The 22,925-nt window shown below is 71.2% G+C and carries 24 protein-coding genes; 13 read left to right on the top strand and 11 right to left on the bottom strand.

Annotated elements, in window-relative coordinates:
- Window positions 1-15: 15 nt before the first annotated feature.
- The 6 genes from HS104_35065 to HS104_35040 all read left to right on the top strand — a co-directional run bounded on the left by HS104_35065 (window position 16) and on the right by HS104_35040 (window position 4,060).
- The gene (locus HS104_35065) at window positions 16-915 is read left to right on the top strand and encodes a serine/threonine protein kinase (GenBank protein ID MBE7485177.1); all 900 of its coding nucleotides are present in this window, start codon (window positions 16-18) and stop codon (window positions 913-915) included.
- A 27-nt stretch (window positions 916-942) separates the two neighbouring features.
- Window positions 943-1,506 carry a hypothetical protein gene (locus HS104_35060; protein MBE7485176.1) on the top strand — a complete coding sequence of 188 codons (564 nt, stop codon included), beginning with the start codon at window positions 943-945 and terminating at the stop codon, window positions 1,504-1,506.
- Window positions 1,507-1,944: 438 nt separating this feature from the next.
- Window positions 1,945-2,361 (top strand): hypothetical protein, encoded by a 417-nt coding sequence (locus HS104_35055; GenBank protein MBE7485175.1) that lies wholly within the window; start codon window positions 1,945-1,947, stop codon window positions 2,359-2,361.
- Window positions 2,358-3,179 carry a TatD family hydrolase gene (locus HS104_35050; GenBank protein ID MBE7485174.1) on the top strand — a complete coding sequence of 274 codons (822 nt, stop codon included), beginning with the start codon at window positions 2,358-2,360 and terminating at the stop codon, window positions 3,177-3,179. The genes HS104_35055 and HS104_35050 overlap by 4 nt, the downstream gene beginning before the upstream one ends.
- On the top strand, window positions 3,179-3,475 hold the full coding sequence (locus tag HS104_35045) for a S24/S26 family peptidase (GenBank protein ID MBE7485173.1): 297 nt from the start codon (window positions 3,179-3,181) through the stop codon (window positions 3,473-3,475). The genes HS104_35050 and HS104_35045 overlap by 1 nt, the downstream gene beginning before the upstream one ends.
- A 177-nt stretch (window positions 3,476-3,652) precedes the next feature.
- Window positions 3,653-4,060, top strand: coding sequence for a hypothetical protein (locus HS104_35040; GenBank protein MBE7485172.1), 408 nt, complete (start codon window positions 3,653-3,655; stop codon window positions 4,058-4,060).
- A 39-nt stretch (window positions 4,061-4,099) separates the two neighbouring features.
- Here HS104_35040 and HS104_35035 read toward each other — a convergent pair whose 3' ends face one another.
- From HS104_35035 to HS104_35020, 4 genes are read right to left on the bottom strand one after another with little or no spacing between them, the layout of a single operon-like run.
- A complete protein-coding gene (locus tag HS104_35035; GenBank protein ID MBE7485171.1) occupies window positions 4,100-4,753 on the bottom strand; it encodes a hypothetical protein in 654 nt (217 codons plus the stop codon).
- A gap of 31 nt (window positions 4,754-4,784) precedes the next feature.
- On the bottom strand, window positions 4,785-5,117 hold the full coding sequence (locus HS104_35030) for a hypothetical protein (GenBank protein ID MBE7485170.1): 333 nt from the start codon (window positions 5,115-5,117) through the stop codon (window positions 4,785-4,787).
- A gap of 57 nt (window positions 5,118-5,174) precedes the next feature.
- A complete protein-coding gene (locus HS104_35025; protein MBE7485169.1) occupies window positions 5,175-6,104 on the bottom strand; it encodes a hypothetical protein in 930 nt (309 codons plus the stop codon).
- Window positions 6,101-7,414, bottom strand: a complete 1,314-nt coding sequence (locus HS104_35020; GenBank protein ID MBE7485168.1) for a sigma 54-interacting transcriptional regulator — start codon at window positions 7,412-7,414, stop codon at window positions 6,101-6,103. The genes HS104_35025 and HS104_35020 overlap by 4 nt, the downstream gene beginning before the upstream one ends.
- Window positions 7,415-7,509: 95 nt before the next feature.
- On the opposite strand from HS104_35020, the gene HS104_35015 reads away from it, so the two are divergent.
- Window positions 7,510-8,325: a hypothetical protein gene (locus HS104_35015; protein MBE7485167.1), complete on the top strand. Its 816-nt coding sequence runs from the start codon at window positions 7,510-7,512 to the stop codon at window positions 8,323-8,325.
- Here HS104_35015 and HS104_35010 read toward each other — a convergent pair.
- Entirely contained in the window at window positions 8,310-9,449 is a 1,140-nt protein-coding gene (locus tag HS104_35010) for a hypothetical protein (GenBank protein MBE7485166.1), read from the bottom strand. The two genes, HS104_35015 and HS104_35010, sit on opposite strands and share 16 nt — an antisense overlap.
- A gap of 349 nt (window positions 9,450-9,798) precedes the next feature.
- Here HS104_35010 and HS104_35005 point away from each other — a divergent pair, with 349 nt between their 5' ends.
- The 4 genes from HS104_35005 (at window position 9,799) to HS104_34990 (ending at window position 14,299) form a co-directional block, all read left to right on the top strand.
- The gene (locus HS104_35005; protein MBE7485165.1) at window positions 9,799-10,290 is read left to right on the top strand and encodes a hypothetical protein; all 492 of its coding nucleotides are present in this window, start codon (window positions 9,799-9,801) and stop codon (window positions 10,288-10,290) included.
- 103 nt (window positions 10,291-10,393) lie between these two features.
- Window positions 10,394-11,389 (top strand): hypothetical protein, encoded by a 996-nt coding sequence (locus tag HS104_35000; protein MBE7485164.1) that lies wholly within the window; start codon window positions 10,394-10,396, stop codon window positions 11,387-11,389.
- Window positions 11,390-12,808, top strand: a complete 1,419-nt coding sequence (locus tag HS104_34995; protein ID MBE7485163.1) for a hypothetical protein — start codon at window positions 11,390-11,392, stop codon at window positions 12,806-12,808.
- Between the two features lie 51 nt (window positions 12,809-12,859).
- Window positions 12,860-14,299, top strand: a complete 1,440-nt coding sequence (locus HS104_34990; protein MBE7485162.1) for a protein kinase — start codon at window positions 12,860-12,862, stop codon at window positions 14,297-14,299.
- A 31-nt stretch (window positions 14,300-14,330) separates the two neighbouring features.
- Here HS104_34990 and HS104_34985 read toward each other — a convergent pair whose 3' ends face one another.
- Window positions 14,331-15,962, bottom strand: coding sequence for a right-handed parallel beta-helix repeat-containing protein (locus HS104_34985; protein ID MBE7485161.1), 1,632 nt, complete (start codon window positions 15,960-15,962; stop codon window positions 14,331-14,333).
- Between the two features lie 56 nt (window positions 15,963-16,018).
- Here HS104_34985 and HS104_34980 point away from each other — a divergent pair, with 56 nt between their 5' ends.
- Window positions 16,019-16,795, top strand: a complete 777-nt coding sequence (locus tag HS104_34980; protein MBE7485160.1) for a MerR family transcriptional regulator — start codon at window positions 16,019-16,021, stop codon at window positions 16,793-16,795.
- A 47-nt stretch (window positions 16,796-16,842) separates the two neighbouring features.
- On the opposite strand, the gene HS104_34975 is transcribed toward HS104_34980, so the two are convergent.
- The 4 genes from HS104_34975 to HS104_34960 form a co-directional block, all read right to left on the bottom strand.
- Window positions 16,843-17,397, bottom strand: coding sequence for a hypothetical protein (locus tag HS104_34975; GenBank protein ID MBE7485159.1), 555 nt, complete (start codon window positions 17,395-17,397; stop codon window positions 16,843-16,845).
- 200 nt (window positions 17,398-17,597) lie between these two features.
- Window positions 17,598-18,365, bottom strand: a complete 768-nt coding sequence (locus tag HS104_34970; GenBank protein ID MBE7485158.1) for a DUF72 domain-containing protein — start codon at window positions 18,363-18,365, stop codon at window positions 17,598-17,600.
- A 1-nt stretch (window position 18,366) separates the two neighbouring features.
- Complete coding sequence (locus HS104_34965) at window positions 18,367-19,641, bottom strand: hypothetical protein (GenBank protein MBE7485157.1); 1,275 nt, start codon at window positions 19,639-19,641, stop codon at window positions 18,367-18,369.
- A 90-nt stretch (window positions 19,642-19,731) separates the two neighbouring features.
- Window positions 19,732-20,304: a hypothetical protein gene (locus HS104_34960; protein ID MBE7485156.1), complete on the bottom strand. Its 573-nt coding sequence runs from the start codon at window positions 20,302-20,304 to the stop codon at window positions 19,732-19,734.
- 64 nt (window positions 20,305-20,368) lie between these two features.
- On the opposite strand from HS104_34960, the gene HS104_34955 reads away from it, so the two are divergent.
- On the top strand, window positions 20,369-21,286 hold the full coding sequence (locus HS104_34955) for a 2-dehydropantoate 2-reductase (protein ID MBE7485155.1): 918 nt from the start codon (window positions 20,369-20,371) through the stop codon (window positions 21,284-21,286).
- On the opposite strand, the gene HS104_34950 is transcribed toward HS104_34955, so the two are convergent.
- Complete coding sequence (locus tag HS104_34950; protein ID MBE7485154.1) at window positions 21,287-22,921, bottom strand: glycoside hydrolase family 1 protein; 1,635 nt, start codon at window positions 22,919-22,921, stop codon at window positions 21,287-21,289. It lies immediately after the preceding gene.
- Window positions 22,922-22,925: the final 4 nt, after the last annotated feature.

Below are 22,925 nucleotides of genomic sequence, written 5' to 3'. Positions count from 1 at the left end.
CTTCGAGGTGCGAGCGTGAGTAGCTCGGCGACGCTGCCCCCTGCCAGAGCCGAGCCGGAGCGCGTCGGTCGCTACCTCCTGTTCGAGTCCATCGCCCAGGGCGGCATGGCCCAGGTGCACCTCGGGCGCATGGTGGGGCCGGTGGGCTTCTCGCGCATCGTCGCCATCAAGCGCTTGCACCCGCACCTGGCGCTCGAGCCGGAGTTCGTGTCGATGTTCCTCGACGAGGCTCGGCTCGCCGCGCGGGTCCGACACCCGAACGTCGTGCCGATCCTCGACGTGGTGTCGCTGCCCACCGAGCTCTTCATCGTGCTCGATTACGTGGCGGGCGAGTCGCTGTCAGCCCTCTCGCGCACGGAGGCGCTGGCGGGGCGGCGCATCCCGCTGGACATCGCCAGCGCGATCTTGGTGGGCGCGTTGACGGGCCTGCACGCCGCCCACGAGGCCAAGAGCGAGACCGGCGCCCCGCTCTCGATCGTGCACCGCGACGTCTCGCCGCAGAACGTGATGGTGGGCGCCGATGGCCTCGCGCGGGTCCTCGACTTCGGCATCGCTCACGCGGCGGAACGCCTGGCCACGACCCGCGCCGGCGAGGTCAAGGGCAAGGCGGCGTACATGTCGCCGGAGCAGATCACGGGCGCGGAGGTGGATCGCCGCACCGACGTCTACTCCACCGGCGTGATGGCCTGGGAGCTCTTGACGGGGCGCCGGCTGTTCCAGGGCGCGAACGACGCCCATACCTTCCAGCTGGTGAGCGCCGGGGCGAAGCACTCGGTGCGCGAGCTCGCGGCCGAGGTGCCGGCGGAGCTCGACGCCGTGGTCATGCAGGCCATCGCGGTCGACCCGTCGCGGCGATTCCAGTCGGCGCGGGACTTCGCGCTGGCGGTGGAGCATGCGCTCTCGCCGGCCTCGTAGCGCGCGGTCGCCGAGTGGGTGGAGCGGGTGGCGGGCCAGACGCAAGCCGAGCGCGCCGAGCGCGTGGCTCGCATCGAGGCCGGCGATCAGACGCTCCCGGAGCCTCGCTCGGCACCGGTCTCCTCACGCAGCGCAGCGACCGCCGTCTCGACCGAGCACAGCGACGCCCCCGAGAGCACCTCGCTCGTCACCAGTGACATGACGGCGATGCGCTCCTCGCCCGAGGAGCCGGCGAAGCCCCGCGACCGCCTGTGGCTGGCGCTAGGCGGCTCGCTCCTCGGAGCGGTCCTGTTCTGCGCCATAGTGCTGGTGGTGCTCGCGGCCCGAGGGAGAGGCGCGGAGACAACCCCCGCGAGCGCGATCGGACCCGCCGCCGCAGTGACGACGCCGAGCGCACTGCCCACGGCAGCGGTCGATCCGCCAATTTCACCGAGCGCACCGGCTGAGCCTGCTCCGCTCGCGACCACGAGCGCGACCGCGACTGCGAAGCCCGGTGTGAAGGTGCCCGCCGGAGCCAAGCCCAAGGATCCCTGCGACCCGCCGTTCACCTACACGGGGCGCGTGAAGGTGCCGAAGCCGGAGTGTTTCTGACTCGACCCTCGCCAATCTCGAGCGGGCTGCCTTGACCGAAGCCACCTGGGCGCCTAACATGGGCTCATCCAGCGATTGGAAGTGACAGGCTCTTAGACCGCAGAATTCAGCTAGATTTCCAGAGAAAACCCGGTGCGCCGCGACCCCCTTCGCGATGAGCCCGGGCGCTCGATTCGCGGTTCACACGTGCCCCGCGTCCGCTACGCTCGTCGCGTGCGTGCGCGCTCTCGCGCGTGCAGAGCGGGGTAGTAGGAGTGGCCCCTACGCCGGGATAGCCTCCCGGAGACGCTCGTTCGATCCGAGCCCCCGCAACCGAGGTCGCCGTCGCGCACGCCGGACACGGGCGTGCCGTTCGACGCGCGGGCCTCCGAGCCGCGAGCACGCCCGCGCCCGCGCCCGCGATCTCCCCCAGACCTTTTGCCCCATGAGAAAGAGACAATGAGCTCAGACAATACGACTCCATCTACGAACCCGACGCCCGCTTGCGTCGATCGCGCGCGCCTGCGCGCCGACATCCGTGCTCTGGTTGCCCAGAGCCTCACCCTGAAACGGCGCCTGCGCCAGCGCTGGACCGAGCCCATGGCCGAGGTGCAGCAGGAGCTCTTGCTGCTCCGCAGACGCACCACCGAGTGTCTGGTGCTCCTCGCCTGGACGCGTGGGCGCCTGCACCGCACGGTGCGACCGCGCGCGGGCTCCGTGCCCGACACGCAATGGGTCTACGTTCCAATCCCGAGGAGCAACATGCTGCAACGCATCGCCTGGGCGCCCGAGGTCTACCGCGACCTGATCGTGGCGGCGCTCTACCCCGAGTACGCGCTCCCGTCCCCAGCCGTGGCCAGCGCGGAGGCGCGATGATGAACGAGCTGATCGAGATCGGCGTGAACCTCACGCACCGGCAGTTCGCTCGGGACCGCGAGGCCGTGCTGGCGCGGGCCCGGGCGGCCGGCGTCGTGCACCAGATCCTGACGGGCACCAGCGTGCCCGGCAGCCGCGCCGCCGTGGATCTCGCCCGCGCGCACTCGGATCTGAGCGCGACCGCCGGCGTCCACCCGCACGACGCGCGGAGCTTCGATCGCGAGGCGCCGGCGACGCTGCGCGAGCTGGCAGCCGTCCGCGACCTGGCCGGCCGGCGCGTCGTGGTCGCCATCGGCGAGTGCGGCCTCGACTACGATCGAGACTTCTCGCCGAGGGACACGCAGCGGCGCGCGTTCGCCGCGCAGCTCGGGCTCGCGGTCGAGCTCGGGCTGCCCGTGTTCCTGCACGAGCGCGCCGCACACGACGACTTCGTCTCCATCCTGCGCGAGCACCGGCCCGCGCTCGGGGGCGCGGTCGTGCACTGCTTCACCGGCGACGAGGCCGAGCTCGAGCGCTACCTGGAGCTCGACTGCCACATCGGCATCACCGGCTGGATCAGCGACGAGCGCCGCGGCGGCGCTCTGAGACGCGCGGCACCGCGTTTCCCACCCGACCGCCTGATGCTGGAGACCGACGCGCCGTTCCTGTTGCCGCGTGGCGCGCCCAGAAGCGCGGGCCGCCGCAACGAGCCCGCGTTTCTTCCGCTGGTGCTCGCGGCGGTCGCCGCCGTCACGGGCCGGAGCGAGTCGGCCGTGGCCGAGTCCTCGACCGCGACGGCTCGGCGCTTCTTCCGCCTCGAGAGTCCGGAGGTGGCGTGATGGGCTGGGCCAGCGGCTACATCGCGCGGCTCCGGGCGGGCGAGACGCTGAGCTTCTGCCCGCGTGGCGGCAGCATGCGCGGTCTGATCGAGAGCGGGCAGCGCGTGACGGTCGCCCCGCTCGGCGACCGCGCCTTGACCAGCGGCGACATCGTCCTCTGCCGCGTGCGCGGCCAGGAGTACCTGCACCTGATCCACGCCGTGCAAGGCGAACGCTACCTGATCGGGAACAACCGCGGCGGCCTGAACGGTTGGATCACCCGAAGCGGAGTGTTCGGCGTGCTCGTCGGGCGCTGAGTCAGGCCCCCGAATCTGCAGCCATTCTGCGCGACCCATGGCCACGAACGCCCCCGAGCCGAGCGCGCTCCCCACGGAGCCGCCCGAGCGCGGCTCGACGCGAACGGCCACGAGAGAAATCGGGCTTGCATCCCGTCGCGCTGCGCACGATGGTGGCGCTCGGAAAGGGGGCGAAACATGAAGACGGCAATCGGAATGCGCGTTCGCCTTGCAGTGGGCGTCGTGTTCAGTGTGGCTCTGACGGGTTTGTGCGGCTGCAACAAGGAAGCGAGCGGCAGCGCGCCGGCGGGCTCGGCGTCCGCAGCGTCCGCAGCGGCAAGGGGCGGCGGGGCCGCTGCCGTCACGCTCAAGACCAAGGACGTGCAGGCGGCCTACGAGGCCGAGCTCAACGACATGAAGAAGATGAACGACCCGATGGACAAGAAGATCGCGGCGTTCGAGGCCAAGGTCGGGAAGCCTCAGAAGGAAGAGGGCGGCAAGAAGATCTGGCACGCCACCGACGGCTCGACCTGCACGAAGTTCACGCTCGAAACGAGCGGCGCGCTCGAAGAAGTGACCGTCGACAAGTCGGCCTGCGGGCTGTAACTCGCCGACCGCGCATCGCTCGATGCAGCGCAGGCCGGGTCAGGGATTCGCCACGGGCCAGAGCGCCATCGCGAAGCCCGACCGGAACACGCCGGCGCGGAGCTCGTCGAGCGTCGCCGCGGTCATGTTGATGTTGCCGCCGCTCTGCGCGGAGGTCGCGCCGGTCAGGCGGTTCACGAAGGCGAGGGTGCTGCCGGCGGCTCCGTAGTCGGGGAAAGGCTCCCAGCTTCCCTTCAAGGCGCTCCGCGTGGTCACGCCGACCACCAGCGGAAAGCTCGGCACTCCGCTCGTCGACGTCAGCCAGGCGGTGGCGTCGAGGGTCTCGTCGAACTTGCCGTCCGCGGTGACGAAGCGCATGCCCACGCCTCGGATCCCCACGCGGGGCTCGGCGGTCACGGCGGCCTCGTTGTGAGCGGGGAAGCAGGTGGCCACCGGCGCGGCGGGCCAGGTCAGATCGAGCGTGAGCGCGGTGGGCGAGACCTTGTCCCCGGACGCCGTGACGTAGCCGAGCGTCGCGGCGACCTGGTCGGTCTTTTGGGCGAGCAGCGCATCCCCGGTCAGGCCGGCGACGCCCTCGCAGCTCTCGCTCAGGCCCCCGAGGTCGTGCCCGCCGTAGCTCGACGCGGCCCCGCCGCCGCCGTCGTCACCTCCACCGCAACCGACCACCAGAGCGAGCAAGCCGAGCGCGCGCATGCCTCGATGGTACTCGAATCCGGCGACGGAATCAGTCGGCGCCGGCGTCCGGGCACGAATTGAGGCTGAGACTGCCACCAGTGAAAGTGCACTCCCAGGCTCCGGTCGGGCAAGAGCAGGCGTACTCCCGGAGACCAGTCACGTACTTCACTCCCGGCTCGCACTGGAACTGAACGCGAATGTCGCAGACGGCGCCGGTGACGCAACTGCCGTCCAGCAACCGAGAGAACACGGCGGACTCCGAGCAGGCGGGATCCGTCGGAGCCGCGGCGTCTGCCGAGCTCTGGCCGGCAGGCGCGCCGTCACCGGCGCAGCCGGAGAGCAGCGCGAGCAGCAGCGAGGCGCGGCGGACCAGCCAGCGCATGACGCGTTCAGTGTGCCACGGACGCTGGGGGCGGCCCAACCGCCCGGAAACCAGCCCTCAGAGCGCCCCCCGACAGCACACCACCACCGAGCCCTTGGGCGTGAGCGATCCGGACGACGTGGCCTCGCCGCTCGGCGCGCACGCGCCCTTCGTCTTGCCGTCGAAGTCCACGCGGCCGTGGGTGAGCCCGGCGAAGTCCTTGCAGTTGGTGAAGCTCTGGGCGGAGAGTCCGCAGGCGTTCTGGCAAGCCGCGTCCTGACACAAGGTCACGGTCGTGTCGGGGCACTCGGGCGGGCTGCACGCGCACGCCGAGCCGTCGCAGTTTCGCTGATCGTCGAAGCCGGTGGCAAACGTGTATTGGTGAGAGTAGCTGTCCGGGCACGCTGCGCTCGCGCCGGGCTTGGCCACGATGCACGGCGAGGGGTCGAACGGCGGGTCGAGCGCGGCGGTGCAGGTGGTGCGCTCGTCACAGCCGGCGGCGTCGGGGAGCTGATCGAGGCAGGCGAGGACGCGCTTCGTGAACTCCGGCGGGCGGGGCTCCGCCTGCGCCGGGCAGATCGCACCCGCGGCGGGCAGGACCGCCGCCGACTTGTCGCCGCTGCTCGAGGCGAGCGCCGTGCAGCTCTGGCCCGTGATGCTCTCGGCGGGGGAACCCTGGCAGCCCTTGCCCGCGAAGATCGCCAGGCCGCAGGCTGCGCCCGGCGCCGGACTGTCGCAGCCACAAGCGCAGCCGTCGTCCTTCGCCCCCTGCCCCATCGCCACTCCGGCGACGGTGCCGGCGGGACACACGTCCGCGGTCTTGGCAGCGAGACGCAGGCGCGCGTGGTCGAAGCCCGCCGGGGCCTTGGGTGCACACTGGCAGCGGGCCGCGGCGCAGCTCGAACAGGAAGCGAGCTCCGGCGCCGCGTAGTCGTCGAGGGAGAAGAAGACGTTGCACGCGCCGAGGGCGCCCGACGCGAGCAAAGCGAAGGCTCTCGTCCAGCTCATCGCTTGCGGTGGGCGTTCACGTCGACGCCCAGGCGTTTGATTTCCTGGTAGAGCCAGGCGCGGCCACAGCCGAGGTCCCGGGCGACCTGCGCGACGTTTCCCTCGCGGAGCGCGAGCGCGGTCTCGACCCGCGTTCGGAACACTGCGTCTGGGTCCAACCCCGGTGCTTTGGCGCGCGCCCCACCCGCCACGATCTCCGGCGGCAGGTGGGCCACCAGGATCTGGCCCGCGCGGTCGGCGCCCGCGCGGGCCGCGGCCGTGAGCACCGCGGCGCGCAGCTCGCGCACGTTGCCCGGCCAGCGCCAGAGCAGGAGCTTCGCCATCGCCTCAACCGAGAACCCGGGCGAGCCCGGCGGCAGGAAGAACGCCGCGAGCAACGGCACGTCTTCGGTCCGCTCGCGCAGCGGCGGCAAGGTGATGCGCCAGGTCGCGATGCGGTGCAGGAGGTCGGCGCGAAAGCGAACGCTCTGCACCAGCGAGTCGAGATCGGCATTCGTGGCCGAGACGACGCGCACGTCCACGGTGCTCGCGCGGTCCTCGCCGACCCCGCGCACCTCTCCGGTCTCGAGCGTGCGCAGGAGCTTGGCCTGGGCTGCCAGCGGCAGATCCGCGATCTCGTCCAGGAAGAGCGTGCCGCCGTCCGCCGAGCGGAACAGTCCCGTGCGCGCCTGGTGCGAGCCGGAGAACGCGCCCTTGGCGTGGCCGAAGAGCTCGGACTCGACCAGCTCGGCGGGGATGGCGCTGGAGTTCACCGGGACGAACGGCCCCGCGCGCCCGCTGGCCAGGTGCACCGCTTCGGCCACGCGCTCCTTGCCCGTGCCCGTCTCCCCGAGCACCAACACGGGGTGGGCGAACGGCGCGACGGTGGCGACCAGCCGGCTCACCTCCGACAGCCGCGCGCTACCGACCAACGGCGGGCGCATGGAGGGCGCGTGCTTGCGGAACAGCTCCACGTCCTCGACGACCGCGAGCAGCGTCTTGCCGCAGCGGATGCACGAGCCGATCGGGGCCACTGCGCCTGCCTCGCCGACCCGCTGCTCGTCCACGAAGGTGCCGTTGCGGCTGCCGAGATCGGTCACGCTGACGCCTCCCGCGGCCGGCGCGAGCTCGGCGTGCTCCCGCGACACCTGCGAGTCGTCGAGCTGGAGGGCCACGCCTTCGTCTCGGCCGAGGCGAACGCGCGAGGTGACGGCGTGGAGCCGCGGCGCCGGCACCGGGTGCTCTTCGGAGAACACGACGACCACACCGACGACGGGCCGCGAGCCCGAGCCTTGCTCGGGGCCCTGGCGAGTTTCGGTCACGTCGGCCATGCCCGCTCGGACTCTACCGCGACCGACGCTCCGCAGCCAAAGCAGGCTCGAGGGTCCTTGCGGCCCGTCGGCGGGCGGTGAATAACCGAGGGCACATGGGGCCGAGGCTCGCGACGCTGGCGTTGTCGATCGCCGCTCTGGTTGCCTGGTCGGGAGCGGCGCGAGCCGCGGACAAGGCCACCTGCCTGCGCGCCTACGAGTCGGCGCAGAACGACAAGAACGCAGGCAAGCTGCGCGCTTCGCGCAAGAAGCTCCTGGTCTGCGTCGAGCCGGAGTGCCCTGCCCTGCTCCGCGCGGACTGTACGAGCTGGCTCACCGAGGTCGAGCGCGGCATGCCCACCGTGGTGGTGGTCGCGCGCACCGGTGACGCGGAGCTCTCGGACGTCCGCGTCCTGGTCGACGACGAGGTGCTCGCGGAGTCGTTGACCGGCGCCGCCCTGGAGGTGGACCCGGGCCAGCGGGTGTTCCGCTTCGAGGCTCCCGGCCACGCTCCCGCCGAGCAGACGTTGACGATCCGCGAGGGCGAGAAGAGTCGAAGGCTCTCCATAGCCCTCGAGCCCCTGGGCAGCTCCCGACAAGAGCGCGCGGGCCCTCCCGTGACGAGCTGGGTGCTCGCGGGGGTCGGCGCCGTGGGGCTGGTGAGCTTCTCGTACTTCGGCATTCGCGGCCTGCGCGGCCGCAGCGACTTGAAGGCGTGCAAGGGGGAGTGCGCCCAGGACGACGTGGACGCGGTCCGCGCGGACTTCACCCGGGCCGACGTCTCGCTGGCCATCGGGGCACTGGCCTTCGGCGGCGCGCTCTATTTCTACCTCTCGTCGCGCGACGAGCGCGCCCCGGAGCGACCCGCCGCGAGCCTGGCCATCGCGCCGCGTCCGGGTGGTGCCCAGACGCGCTTTCAGCTCGCGTTCTGACCCGAGCGCCGGCGGAGCAGCGCTCCGAGCACGAGCAGGCCCGCGAGCGCGAGCGGCGCCGAGCCCCGGTGCGGCGCCGCGAAGGAGCAGCCCTCGTCGGCCGGAACGACTCCGCCGGAGACGTCCTCCGCCACGCCGTCGAAGCCGTCGGGCTGGTAGTCCGGGTCGTCGATCAGATCGTCGGTGCCGACGCCGGGATCGTCCTCTCCGCCCCACCACTCGGCTCCGGCCGCGCCGCCCGCCGCGCTCGAGCCGCCTGTCCCGCCGCTACCGCCCGAGCCACCGGACGCGAGCTCGGAGTCCGTGATCCAGAAGCCAGGCCCGTCCGGCGGAGCCTCGGCGTTCACCTCGTCGGGGTTCGTCGCCGACGTCCCGCCGCTCCCTCCCGCGCCGCCCGTGTTGCACTCTCCCAAGTCGTGGCTGGTGACCTCGTAGGGCAGACAGTTGAGCTGCGCCTCCGTCTTGCAGGTCGCCTCGCTGCCGCCCATGAGCAAGAGCGTGGTGCCCGTTCCGTCCGAGCACGCGACCTTGCAGGCGCACTCGCCCGGAGCCGGGCACTGCTCGACGCGCACGCGGACCTCCGCCTTCGGGCCGAAGCCCTGAGGTTTGCCCCAGGCCTCGCTGTAGTCCCGCAGGCGCCAGCGCGACTTGTAGATGCCGGGCTTCGCGGGAGCGCGGGCCTTGATGCCGTCGTGCACGGCGCGGGTGCGGCGACAGCCGCGGTTCATCGTGCACTCCTTGGCCTTCCTGTCGCCGCGCACCCAGTCGTTGGCGTTCCAGCGCAAGCTGAAGCGCGTCTTGCCGGTCAGCCCGTCCTTCTTGCCGTTCGCCGTCTCCAGGAACACGTCGCTGCCCGCCTCTTCGCCGCGACCAGGAACGTCACGCCAAATGGCGGAGCCCATGTTGCGGAACGAGAGCGTGAACTTGAAAGAGTCGCCGGCGCAGGCGCGGAAGTGCGCCGTTCCGCCGCGCTCCTTCGGCAGATCGCTCCACAGCTTCACCCACTTGCTGGCGCGGAGGCCCGAGCTGGTGGCGCCGAGCTCGACGGAGTCGATGTCCTCCCCGGGGTCCGCAGGCGCAGCGCAGCCGGCCGAGCCGAGCCCGAGCACGAGCAGCAGTCGCAACGAACGAGCGAGTCCCATCTGACCTGCCGGCGCCTCCAAGCACGGCGCGTTCCATGCGCAGGATACCATGCGTCACTCGGCCGGCCCGGCATGGGGCCGACAGGGTCGGGCGGTCAGAGCGAGGGCGCTGCGAGCGTTCGACGGGTGGGTGCACCGCGGGCGAGATCGGCACGCCGAGTGTCAGCGACATGTCGTGACACTCCGGAAGCCGCTCGGCGCAGCCGAACCCCCGCAATTCTCGGGGCCGAGGCGCCCGCGGCGCGCGGCTGGAGCGTCAGGCGCTTCGGGCGTCTCGGCCGCGATTCTGGCCCAGCGCGGCGTGGCAGAGCCCTTGCACACCTCCGCCGACATGCAGGCGAGGTTCAGGGCCCGGAGACGCCGCGAGCGCGGCGCGGCGATGGTGGAGGCGGCGGTGGTCGCGGCGTTCATGGTCGTGATGCTCGCCTGCGTGTGGGCGGCGCTCCGCTATCAGGCCACGAAGATCCGCGTCATGGACCAGACCCGGCTCGCCGTCTGGCAGACGGCGCTCGGGGCCTGCGAGGGTCAAGGCGACACGCTGGCGGACATCGGCGAGACCGCCGACCAGGCTGGCACGTCCCTGCCGAGCACCAAGCAGGCCGACCAGTTCGCGGAGCTCGGCGCCACCTCCCTGGCCAAGGACTCCGGCTACGCCGACGTGACCTCTGAGAAGATGGTCACCTTCCCCAAGCTCATCGGCGGCAAGAGCTACGAGATGAAGAGCCGGATGTACGTGCGCTGCAACGAGCCCGCGCCCCCGGAGAACGCCAAGGACTTCTTCATGACGGCGGTCGGCGTGGCGAAGTACTTGTACGAATTCTGAGCCGCGCGCGCGCCGACCGCTGCGCTGCTCGGGGTTTTGCCGGGTGTCGGCCGCTCCCACTTGGCCGCTCGCGTCCTCGACGCTAGCCTGAGAAGCTCCTCTCATGCGTCCGGACGGTTTCACATCTTGTCTTCTGCTGGTGGCGGGACTCGCGCTCTCCGCCCCGGCGGGTGCAGAGCCGGAGCCTCCGACCACCGAGGAGACCCGAAACGCGGCCCGGGAGCTGGCACGGGACGCCGTGGCTGCCCACGATGCGGGAGACTACGCGCGCGCTCTCGATTTGATCGACCGAGCCCACAGGCTCGTCTCCGCCCCGACCATCTCGATCTGGCAGGCACGCATCTTGGCGAAATTGGGACGTCTGATCGAGGCCAACGAACGCTACGAAAGCACGCGCCGTGCACCGCTTCCACCTGATGCGCCGGACGTGTTCCGCGCGGCCGTCGCCGACGCGGCGCAGGAGGTCGAGGTCCTGCGCAAGCGCATCCCGAGAATTCGCGTTCGCGTCAGCGGGCCAGGCGCCGACTCGGAGTCGCTGGTGGTCACCCTCGACGGCAAGCGAGTTCCCCAGGAGCTGATCGGCGTGCTGCGTACGGTGGACCCGGGCCAGCACGAGCTCGATGCCCGCGTCGCGGGTGTCTCCCGCATCCTGAAGCGTGTGACCGTCGCCGAAGGCAGCGCGGCAGACATCGAGCTGTCGCTCGTGCCGCTGGACGCCGGGGCAAGCTCGAGCGCCGATGGCGAGCCTCCACCCGCCGCGCAGCGCTCTGGCTCCTCGCGCCGGACTCTCGCCTTCGTCGCCGCAGGCATCGGCGTCGCGGGCATGGCCACGGGCGTCGGCTTTGGGCTGTCGGCCCAGCAGAAACGCAGCCGTCTCGACGAAGCGTGCGACGACGAAAAGTGCCCGCCGTCGCAGCAGGACGCGCTCGATTCATTTCGGACGCACCGCACGGCGGCGTGGGTCGGCTACGGAGTGGGGGCGGCGGGGCTCGCCTCGGCGGCGGTGCTGCTCTTCGTGGTTCGGGACGACGCTCGACCGAGGACCGGCGTCCTACCCTGGCTCGGACCCGGTGGCGCTGGCGTGGCAGGGAGATTCTAGATGCGCGCCGCACTCATCGCGCTCGCGCTGTTCGCAGCAGCTTGCCCGCCGCTCAGCGACGACTACGAGATCGTCGGGACCGGAGGCGCCGGCACCGGCGCAGCCGGCTCGGGCTTCGGTGGCTCCGATGGCGGGGCAGCCTCGGGAGGAGTGGGAGGCGCCGGCGGTTCGAGTGGCTCGGGGGCCATGGCCGGATCCGCGGGCAGCGGTGGCGACTCCGGAGCCGATGCTAGCGACGCTGGGTGCGGCGTGTGCAACGCCAGCTGTTGCAGCGGCGCGTGCGTGGATGTCCTGAGCGATCCGAGCCACTGCGGAGCGTGTGGCTCCGCTTGCCCGAAGGGTCGGGCCTGCAACTTCGGCAAGTGTTCGAGCGGCTGGGTCGCGATGAGCGCGACGAGCTTCGTCCCGCGCGACAAGACGGCGCACGCCTGGACGGGCTCCCGGGTGTTCATCTTCGGTGGCGCCGATGCAACCGGGACTGCCCTCGGGGACTCGGCGCTGTACGACCCCATGGAGGCGCAGCAGTCGGGCTGGACGCTGGTCCCCGCCGGGTCCGGCGCGCCGTCCCCGCGCGTTCTGGCGACTGCCTTGGACCTCGGCGGCTCCGTGCTCGTGATGGGCGGCGGGGACGCAGCAGGGACGGCAGACTACGCAGACGGGGCCATCTTCGACCCGACCTCGAAGACCTGGCAGCCCGTCCCCGACGCGCCGAAGGCTCGGCGCGCCCCGGTCATGGCAAGGAAGGGCGAGAAGGTGCTGCTCTGGGGTGGCTGGGACAGCGCCAACAAGCCGGTCGCGGGAACGCACGTGCTCGACCTCGGCACGAAGCTGTGGACGACTGTGAGCACGGAGCCCAGCGCGCGGTCCGAGTTCGCGTGGGCCAACTCCGCCGACGAGCTCTACGTGTACGGCGGGCGCGTCGCGGGCACGACCAAGAGCGACGAGGCCCACCGCGCGACGGTCACCACCGGCGTCTGGTCCGCTGCGGGCAAAGGGCCGAGCGGGCGCTTCGCGTCGTTCGGGGCCTGGGACGGGACCCGCTTTTGGGTTTGGGGCGGCCGCGACGACAACAACGCGAAGGCCGACGGCGCCGCTTACCAAGGGACTTGGAGTGCGCTTGCGATCACCGGAGCGCCGGCCGCTCGCGCAGCGCCGCAACGCCACACCGGGTGGAGCGCTCGAGTCGCCGACCAGGTCGTGCTGCTCGTCGGAGGCATGACCGCCACCGGGACGTATTTCCGCAACGGCGGGATCTACGACGCCAGCGCCGCCACGCCGAAGTGGACCGGCGTCGGGGACTGGCCGAGCGCGGAGGACCATGCCTGGGGCGCGGCCGTCTGGACCGGACAAGAGCTGGTGGTCTGGGGCGGCCGCACGGGTGCTGCGCTCACGTCGAAGGGCGTGCGTTTCCAGCCTTAGCCGGGGTCCGGTTGCCAGCAAATCGGGCCGCGGGCATGATCTCGAATTCACATGGGCCCTGCCCGCCGAGCCACGCCTTACGGTGAATCGAGCGCCGGAGCGGAAGACCGCTACCGGCCCGGTGAAGTCATCCGGGAGCGCTATCACCTGGTGCGACCGCTGGGGCAGGGCGGCTTTGCGCGGGTCTGGGTAGCCCACGATTCGCTCCTGGACACCCACGCCGCGCTCAAGATCATCTACCTGGAGCCCGGCGCTGCACCGTCCCAGACGGAGCGCCTGCTTCAGGAAGCCCGGGCCGCCGCGCGCTTTCGCCACCCCGCCATCGTGAGGGTGTTCGATTTCGGTCAGACCGAACGCGCCGACCCGTTCGTCGCCATGGAGCTCTTGCATGGCGAGTCGCTCTTCGAGTTGATCCAACGGGAGGGACGCCTCACCGGCCCGCGGGTCGTGCAGCTGCTCCTGCCCATCGCTGACGCGCTTCACACGGCGCACAGCGCCGGAATCGTTCACCGGGACGTCAAGCCGGAGAACGTGTTCGTGGCTTCGGACGAGCTCGGGCGCGTGCAGCCGAAGCTGCTGGACTTCGGTATCGCTCGGCAGACGGACGTCGATCGGCGACTCACGGCCAAGGGCGCAGTCGTGGGAACGCCGGACTACATGTCGCCCGAGCAGGCCCGAGGCGCCGAGGTCGACGCGCGGACCGACATCTGGAGCTTCAGCGTGATGCTCTACGAGGCTCTGACCGGAGCGGTGCCGTTCAAGGCGGACAACTACCACGCCCTTCTCAACTCCATCATCAACGACCAACCGACGCCCACGGTCGATCTCCGGGCCGGCAACGTCGAGCTATGGCGCTTGCTCGACCGAGGTCTCAAGAAATCCCCAGACGATCGCTGGGAGTCGATGCGCGCGTTCGGAGAAGCGCTGGCACTCTGGGGCTACGAGCACGGCACCCGCGAGGACGCCTGCGGGGCGTCGCTACGCTCGAGCTGGCTCGAGGCCGATTTCGCGGAGGTCAAGGTCGAGATCAATTCGACGACTCCGCCTCCCGATGACCAGCACACGGAGCGTCCGCAGGAGACCGGCAATCGGGACCCCCGGCTGACTCGGCAGGAGACAGTCGCGGCCGGTGCCCAGCGGCCCAAGTGGGTGTGGATGGCGGCAGCGGCGTTCATCCTGGTCGTCATCGCGGCCGGCGCGTTCGCCGTCGTCCGCGCGCCTGCAGACGAACCCGGGATCGAGGCGGTCAAAGCTCCGGACGAGCCGACGCCCGCGATTCGAACGGCCCCCCTCGAGAGCCCAACTCCGCCAGCTTCGACGGCGAGCGCCGGATCGCCGCGGGACCCAGTGGCCATCAAGCCGCCGCAGGCTACGTCGGGTAGAGGCCTCGCTCCGACCAAGTCCGGACAGCAACCCGTTCAGCCCGCCCCGGCGGTTCGCGGGGCTGCTGCCAAACCAAGGTCCACGGCGTCGCCAGACTTCGGGTTCTGACGTCACGCTGCGGGGCAGCGCCACCGCGATGCTATTTGGCCGGGCGCCGCCGCCGGAGCGCTCCGAACGCGAGCGCCGAAAGCAGGAGCCCGGCGTGCAGCGACGGCTCGCGCTGCGAGCCCGGGACGCGGCAGCCGCAGCCGCCGTCGTCGCCACCGTCGTCCTTCGCGCCCTTGCCGCCGCTCGCTGGTGAACCGCCCGCGCCCGCGCCCGCGCCGCCTGCGGTCGCGCCTGCGCCGCCGCCACCGCCGGAGCCGCCGCTCGTGCTCGCGCCCGCGCCCGCGCTGCCGCCCGCGCCGCCGGCGGCACCGCCGCCGCCGCCGGTTCCGCCGGTGGGGACGACGCTCGGGTCGTGCCACTCGTAGGCGCCGAGGTCGATGCCGGCGCCTTGAGGCCGCTGGATCTTGTCGGCGTCGAGAGGTGGCGCGAGATCGGTGGAGCCCTGGTCCACGGCGGGTGAAGTCTTCAAGAGCCGGAGGTCCCAGGCCGGCGCCGACGGGTTGACGAAGTAGCCCGCGAACGTGCCGCTGAGTGTGACGTTGTGGTCTTGGGTCACGTTGGTGCCCTTGACGTCGTAGTCCGTGGCCAGGTTGTTGCGCACCACCACGTTCTGGCTCGGCGTGCCGTTTTTGTGGTCGTTCACCATGATCCAGGGCGGGCCGGGCTTGGCGTCGTCGGTGTCGATCACGGTGTTGTTGACGATGCGCGAGTCGCGGGCGCCGTAGAGCGAGATGCCGTGCCAGTGGTTGGTGATGACCACGTTGTTCTCCACCACCCAGCCCACGAAGGTGCCGTCGAAGCACCCGATCCCTTGCAGCGTGCCCTTGAGCGGCTGCGCCGGGTTCTCGGAGTTGATGATCACGTTGCCGCGCAGGGTCATGTTCTTGACCTCGCCGGTCCCCACGCCGCCGGGTCCGACCGACCAGCTCTGGAAGCCGTCGTCGTGGTTCGAGTCCAGCGAGTCGTCCAGATACGAGTTCTTGACCAGGTTGTACTGAAAGGTCTGATCGTCGCCGAGCCCGCGCAGGCCGTCGGCGGAGAAGTTCTCGACCACGTTGCCGTCGATCATCACCTTCGCGGCGTCGGCGCTGATACCGAAGCGCACGTTCCTGATCTTGTTCCCGCGCACGACGGACTCGGCGCCGCGGACGGAGACGCCGCTGTGCGCCGCCAGCCACTCCGTTGCGCCCCAGCCGCTGGCGTCCGCCACGCTGAAGACCTCCGAGTCCTCCACGGTCACCTTGGAGGAGCTGGTCTGGATCTCGACCATGGTGATGGACCCGGTGCCCGTGCCGCCGTGGGACGGGCTCACCGACACGCCGCGGAGCAGCCAGCCGCTGGTGTTGCTGAAGCGCGCGCGCCGGAGCTTCGGGCTCTGGCCGGCGCCCGCCACGACGCTGATGGGCGGCGAGTAGCTGCCGCCGCTCACCATCATCTCGCCGTGGAAACCGGTCAGGAGGTGCACGGTGTCGCCCGCCTTCACCGCCGAGCCGAAGAGCCCCGCGGCGATCACCTCCTCCAGCGTCTTCCAGGGCTTCGCCGCGCTGCCGTCGCCGGCGGCGCTGCCGCTGGCCGGATCCACGTAGAAGTCCGCGGCGCGCGCCGAGAGCGCGACCGTGAAGAGCAGCGAGCCGAGTGCCGGAGCGAACAGCGGATGCTTCATGGCGTACCCCGTCGTGAGCGTCCGAGTATAGCCGCGCGTCGGTCCGCCGAGCTAGCATGGGCTCCCTCTTTCGGGCCGAGATGTCCAAGCCCAAGAACACACCAGAGCCGCGGCCGCTCAAGATCTCCGCGCTGGCCAAGCAGAGCGGCGTCCCGGTGGCGACGGTGAAACACTACCTCCGGGAGGGGCTCCTGCCCGAGCCCGTGGCGCGCACCGGGCGCAACATGTCGTGGTATGCCCCCTCCACCGTCGAGCGCATCCGCACCATCAAGCGCCTCCAGCAGGAGCGCTTCTTGCCCCTCAAGATCATCAAGGAAGTGCTCGACAAGGTCGGCGACGACGCCGGCGATCTGGCCACCGCCGCGGCCATCTCTCAGTTCGTCGAGCGCGAGACGCCCGAGGCGGCGCGCACCCGCGCCGAGCTCGTCTCCTCCGGCGTCGCGGGCGCGGAGCTCGACTGGCTCGAGGGGGTCGGGCTGGTCACGCCGACGGGGCGCGGCGACCAGAAGACGTACCGCGGGGACGATCTGGCCATCCTGCGCGTGCTGGGGCGAGCGCGTCGCGTGGGGCTCGCGCCGGAGATGCTCCCCACGGCGATCCTCGCGGACTACGCCCGAGCGATCCGCGAGCTGGTGCGCACGGAGCTCGCGCTGTTCCGCGCCGGCGTCATCCCGCTGGCCGGCGACGAGCTCGACGCCCTCGCCGATCAGGCGACGGCGCTGTCGGAGCAGCTGGTGGTGCTGCTGCGGCGCAAGCTGCTGCTGCCTACGCTCGAGCAGCTGCTCGCCGAGGCCGCTCGGGAGGGCAAGCGGAAGAAGCGGACCGCGCGCTGAACCGCCGGCGGCGGCAGTCGCTCGCGAGCCGGCGGCCAGAGCCACGCTCACGGCGGATAGAACGTGCCGCCGCTCCCGGTGCAGGTCGATTGCGCCACGCCCGTCGTCACGGGCGCGAAGTAGTGTGTGACGTCGCAGGTCCCCGCGGCGATGTAGTGCTCGCAGCCGCCGACGGTCCCGGTGAGGGCGCACTTCGTGGTGCTCACGGTGGCCTTGCCCCCGACTTCACAGCCCTGCTTCACGATGTCGAAGGTCCAAGTCGCGCCGTGGTAGTCGATGCAGCTGCTGCCGTCGTTCATCTTGCAGCTGGCCGAGTAAGGCTCGCCTTTGCAGGCGGTGCCGCTGGACCCAGCGCTGCCGCCTGCGCCGCCGGTGCTGCCGCCCGCACCGCCGGTGGCCGACCCCGCTGCGCCGCCGGTGCTGCCACCTGCGCCGCCGGTGGCCGAGCCAGCTGCGCCGCCGGTGGCCGAGCCAGCTGCGCCGCCGGTGCTGCCACCTGCGCCGCCGGTCGCGCTGCCGCCCGAACCTCCGCCACCGTCGTCACCCCCGCACCCTGCCGTCCAAACCAAGAGCACACCCGAAAGCCACGCCCAACGTCTCACGCGCACACCTCCCAATGCACCACGTTATCCGAGTCGTCACCCATGTCAAACACTCGGATCGATCGCAACCGCGGACCGCCGGCGCATGGGGCGCGAGCTGTGGATGGGCGACGCCGAGGAGGCGCGCGAGGCGGCCGACGAGCTGCTGGCGGATCCCAAGAGCCCATGGCGGTCGCTGGCGCTTCGGTAACCGGCGCGCCCTACGCCGTCCTCTTCCGCCCGCTCCCGCGCGCCGGGCTCGCCTTGGGCTTCGCGACGCCGGGACGCGCGCGGCCCTCGGCCAGCGCCGACAGACGCAGCGCGAACTCTGGGCCCTTCGTCTCGTGCTTGAAGAACGCGAACACCTCGTGCCACGGCTGCGCGGCGAGACGCGCGTGCCACGCGCCGAGGTCGGCGTCGGAGTAGTCCTCGGCGCGCAGGCGCAGGTAGCCGAAGTCGGCCGTCGGCTCGAGGGGCACGACCGGACCGCCCTCCTCCGGATCCCCGGCGACCAGCGCGACGTTCTTGTCGCGGAGCAGCGAGTAGACCGCGTCGTCGAGCCAGGAGGCGTGCCGGACCTCGAGCGCCGCGCGCTGCTCGCTCGGCAAGAGCGCGAGGAAGTCCCGCAGCAAGGCGTCGTCCCGCCGGAGCACCGGGGGCAGCTGGTACAGCACCACGCCGAGCTTGGCGCCGAGCCCGCTCAGCGTCTTGGCGAGGAAGGTGACGGGATCGGCGACGTTCCGGAGCTTCGACAGGTGTGTGATGCGCCGCGAGGCCTTCACCGCGAAGCGGAACTCTGGCGGGGTCGCGCCGGCCCAACCGGCGAGGACCGCGGGGCTCGGCATGCGGTAGAAGGTGTTGTTGACCTCGACGCTGCCGAGCCGGCTGGAGTAGTAGCCGAGCATCGCGTCCGCGGGCATTCCCTCCGGGTAGAAGGCGCCCCGCCACTCGGAGTAGGAGAAGCCGCTGGTTCCCGCACGGAGCTTCATCTCAATACCAGACCGCGCCGACGCCGAACGACGCCAGCCAGGGGACCTCGTCGTTCACCCTCGGCAGCACCAGGGCGCTGAGCCTCACCTGCGGCTGCGACCCTCCTCCCACCTCGAGCTTGGTGATGTCCGCCGAGAGCTCGAAACCGCCGTAGTTGAACACGGAGTCCACCGCGTCCTCCTTCTCCCCGACCTTGAGCGAGAAGATCACGGCCGGCGAGTAGGCGACGCCGAGCACGATGCCGCGCCACAAGGTGGGCAGGCGGAAGTCGCCGAACCCGAAGTGCACGCCGAGCTGGAAGGGCAGCACGCCGTAGATGTAGCCGACGTTGTCGTACTTGGTGTCGCGACCCGTCACCTGTCCGGTCGTGGTGTCGACCTTGTAGGTGTACTTCAGCGGCGGTCGCACGTAGAGCCCGCTCGCGTCGAGGCGGATGCCGGCTCGAAACGCCGCCCACGACGTCGAGCCGCTGGCCGGCTCGGGCAGCGGCAGGTACATCACCGAGAGATCGAGGCCGAGCCCGAGGCCCACGCCGTAGGTCGTGGCCTTCCCGATCTCGAGCTCGTTGGTCTCCGGGTTGGTTCCCGGATACAGCGTGTTCGGGATGATGAGTCCGGTGGCCATTGCGTGCGCGCCGTAGCTCACGCGCGCGCCGCCGCGGTCCTGCCACCCCTTGGCGAGCACCTTCGGATCCCCGTAGTCGGGCTCGTCGTCCTTCTTCGGGCGCTTGAGGATGAAGCCCGCGGAGATCCCCTCGGACGGCGCGGTCTCTGGTGCGCCCGCTGCCGGGGCGGCGGCGGTAGCCGCGGGTTTCGCCGGGCCGCCGAGCAACTCCCCCACGGCGGCGAGAGCAGCGTCGGCGTTCGCGACGACCTTGCTCTTCGCGTCGCCGTCGCGGATCACGAGCACGCGCACGCCGTCCGCGTCCTTGGAGATGCGGACCAGGACGGCTGCCCCGACCGCTTTGCGCACGCCGTCGAGCGGGCCGGCGTCCGCGACCACGCGGCCCTCCTGCATCGCGCCGCCTTGCTCGGCGGCGCCCTTCACGTCGGCCTTGCCGTCCGGCGTCAGGCCGCGCTCGCGACAGGCGTCGAACACCTTGGCGCGCAACTTCGCGTTCTCCGTCTCGTCGTCGAACGCGTCCGCGACCACGACCACCGTCTTCTGCGCCTTCGGCTGAGCGGCGGCTGGCGGAGCGGCACCTTCTTGCGCGAGCGCCGGCGCGGCACAGAGCGCGAGCGCTGCGAGCAGCCCAATGGACCTGGCCCGAGACATGACTCGGCGATTTTGCCACCCAGCGGCGCGCGGGTCTGCTTTTCGGGCAGCCGCGCGGCGCACGCGGCGAAAACCCCGCAAAACGCGGCATCAGACTCCAGCGGCTAGCAGCTTCTGCGCCAGGGCGTACTCGCCGACTGGGCCTTTGGCCACCACCACGCCATCCGCGAGCAGGGTCGGCACGCTGCGCACAGGACCGGTCAGACACCCCAGATCGGCCCGCGCGATGACCACGTCGATGCGTGGCGACGCCTGAGCGAAGCGCAGCACCGTGGACGCCAGAGCCGGACAGTACGGGCAGGTCGCGCTGACGGCCAAGGTCAGCGCCAGATTGCGCTCGAGCTCGGACAGCAGGGCCGCGGTCGCCGGAGTCTCGTAGCTCGGCTCCCCGCTCGAGAGCTCGTGCAACAGCCAGACGAAAGGCTCGAGCTGGCGCCCCTCGACGGGGCCGAGGAACGTGATCTCCCCGTGTGGCCTGACGCCCTCGACCCGCACGCGCGGACACCGCGCGTCGGCGGCTCGCGCGGTCGCGATGCTCAGCCAGGGCGCGAGCGCGGCGAGCTGCGCGAGCACCTTGCCCGGCGCGCCGGCGGCGGTGCGCTCGATGACGTGAACCGCCGCCCCGGCTCGACCCAGGAGCTCGCTGACCGTCGGGGCAACCATGAAGGAAAGGCTAGCGCGCTCGCCCAGCTTGTCCCTCGGCCGCAGCCGGTGTTGCCTCGCGGGCATGAAGGTCCTCATCGTCGGAACCGGGGCGGTCGGCGGGTGGTTCGGCGCCAAGCTCGCCTTGGGCGGGCATGCCGTCACCTTCGTCGCGCGGCGCGAGAACGGCGCGGCGATCCGCGAGCGAGGGCTCCGGGTCGAGACGCCCGACGGCAACGAGCTCGAGGCGCACGGGGCCGTGATCGACGACGTCGGCGAGGCGCGCGGCCAGGGCTTCGATCTGGCGCTGGTGGCCGTGAAGGCCTCCGCGCTCGCCGACGTCGCCGCGGGCACCGGCGCGGCGCTGGGCGAGCACGGCGTCGCCATCCCGCTCTTGAACGGCCTGGACTCCGAGCGCGAGCTCGCCGGCGTGATCGGCTCCGAGCACGTCGTCGGCGGAGTGGCGCAGCTCGCGGCCTCGCTCGTCACCCCGGGGCGAGTGCGCGTGCGCGCCGGCGGCATGATGACCATCGCGCCGCTGTCCGGCGATCAGCTCGAGCGCGTGCGCGCGCTGGCGACCGAGCTCGACGCCAGCTTCCCCTGCGCCGCGGAGGACGACCTGGGTCGCGTGCTGTGGACCAAGCTGCTCTGGAACGCGCCCTTCAACGGCGTGTGCGCGCTGACCCGCAAGAACGCCGGCGACGTGCTGGCGGTCCCGGCCCTGGAGGCGCTGATCCGGGACGCCATGCGCGAGATCGTGCTGGTCGCCCAGAGCGAAGGCGTCGATCTCGGAGAGCACGCCATCGACGCCATGCTGGCCATCACGCGCGGCATGTTCGCCGACACCGAGCCGAGCATGCTTCAGGACGTGGTGGCCGGGCGCGCGACGGAGGCGGACGCCTTGCAGGGCGCGGTGGCGGTACGCGGCGAACGGCACGGCTTGCCGACCCCGATCCACCGCACGCTGCACGCGTTGCTCAGGGGCTGCTCCCACGGGAGTTGATCAGTACTTCTCGCAGGCGCCTTCGTCCGGCGGCGTGCCTTCGGTCGTCATCGGTCCGGTACCGCCGTGCTTCGCGCGCAGCGCGCCGCTCAGCTTGCGCCCCTTGCTGATCTGCCCGAGCACGTCCGCGCCCAGGGTCGGTGTGCGCTCATAGGTCTGGTAGTCCGTGTGGTAGAGCCCAAAGCGCGGCACGAAGCCCTCGGCCCACTCGAAGTTGTCGTAGAGCGACCAGTGGTAATAACCGCGCACGTCCACGCCGGACTTGCGCGCGGCGTCGATGTGCTCGAGGGCGCGGACGATGTTCTCCGCGCGTCGCTCCCCGAGCTCGGTGGCGATCCCGCTTTCGCTCACCACGAGCGGGAGCCCGGGGTAGCGCTTCGAGAAGACCCCGAGCAGCCTCTCCAGGCCCGGCGGGTAGTGCTCGTAGCCCATGGTGGGCACGCAGTAGCTCGGATCGATGGGCTCCACGCAGGCCCCGAAGTCGAAGGTGCTGAAGCAGGGCGTGAGGCCGAGGGCCGTCAAGAGCCCGCCCTTGCCGGTGACTCCGGCGCGGAAGTAGTACTGGAGCCCGAGCCAGTCGAGCTTGCCCTTGAACGCGGGAAGGCTCTCCTCGAGCTTGCCGTCGAGGTCGTTGTCGAAGCCCCCTTCGATCAACGCGTCGACGAACAGGTGGTGGAAGAACAGCTCGAGGCGATCCCGCGCAGCGACGTCCTCCGGGTCGTCGCTGGGCTTGCCCAGCCGGGAAGGCACCCAGTCGGCGACCGCCAGCGAGAGCCCCACGCTGGCGACCTCTCCGTCGCCGTCCGCGTCCTTCTGATCCGCCGCCTTGAGGGCGTCGTAGGCCGCCACATGACCCGCGGCGTAGTCCTTCACCACCGGCACGAACTTGTCCACCAGGGCCGTCAGGTAGCTCTTCCCCGGCGGGAACGCGCCGACCATGTGGGAGGCCACCAGGTAGTTGATGGGCTCGTTCACCGTGCCCCAGTCGTCGACCCGATCCCCGAAGCGCTCGGCGACGAGCTTGGCGTGCTCCGCGAATTCCTCGATCACCAGCGCGCCGCCCTGCGGGTGGCCGAAGCCACACAAGTTCTGATCCGTCGGACCGTTCACGCACTCGATGTCGCGCGGGTCGTCCACCCAGACCGGGTTCGAGAAGTGGTGCAGGGTGATCACCGGCCGAATCCCCGCGGCGAGGAGCGCGTCGATGAATTTTCCGTAGTGGGTGAGCGCCGCCTCGTCGATCTGATCGCGCTTCGGCTCGACCCGCGCCCACTCGATGCTGAAGCGATACGAGTCGAGGCCCAGACTGGAGATCAGCGCGACGTCCTCCAGGGCCTTCGTGTAGCCCTTGGCCGCCTCGCCGACGAAGCTGCCGTGACCGAGGCCGCCCTGCGCCTTCGGCTGGGTGAACACGTACCAGTCGGTGTTGGTGTTCTGGTCCTCGATCTGGGTCGCGGCGCTGGCCGCACCGAAGCGGAAGCTGCCCTTGCCGGCGCTGCTGCTCAGGCTGCCAGGCTCCGCGAACGCGATGTCCTTGGTCCCGCCGCCGCCCCCGTCGTCACCGCCACAACCGGAGAGGGCGCCCAAACAGCACACTCCCGCGAGGAACCGACTCGATACCTGAACACCCGCCATGGTG

It is taken from the genome of Polyangiaceae bacterium (genome assembly GCA_015075635.1).
Classification (GTDB): Bacteria; Myxococcota_A; Polyangia; order Polyangiales; family Polyangiaceae; genus JADJKB01.
Note: the sequence above shows the minus strand (reverse complement) of the source record. Positions and strands in the feature narration are given on the sequence as shown.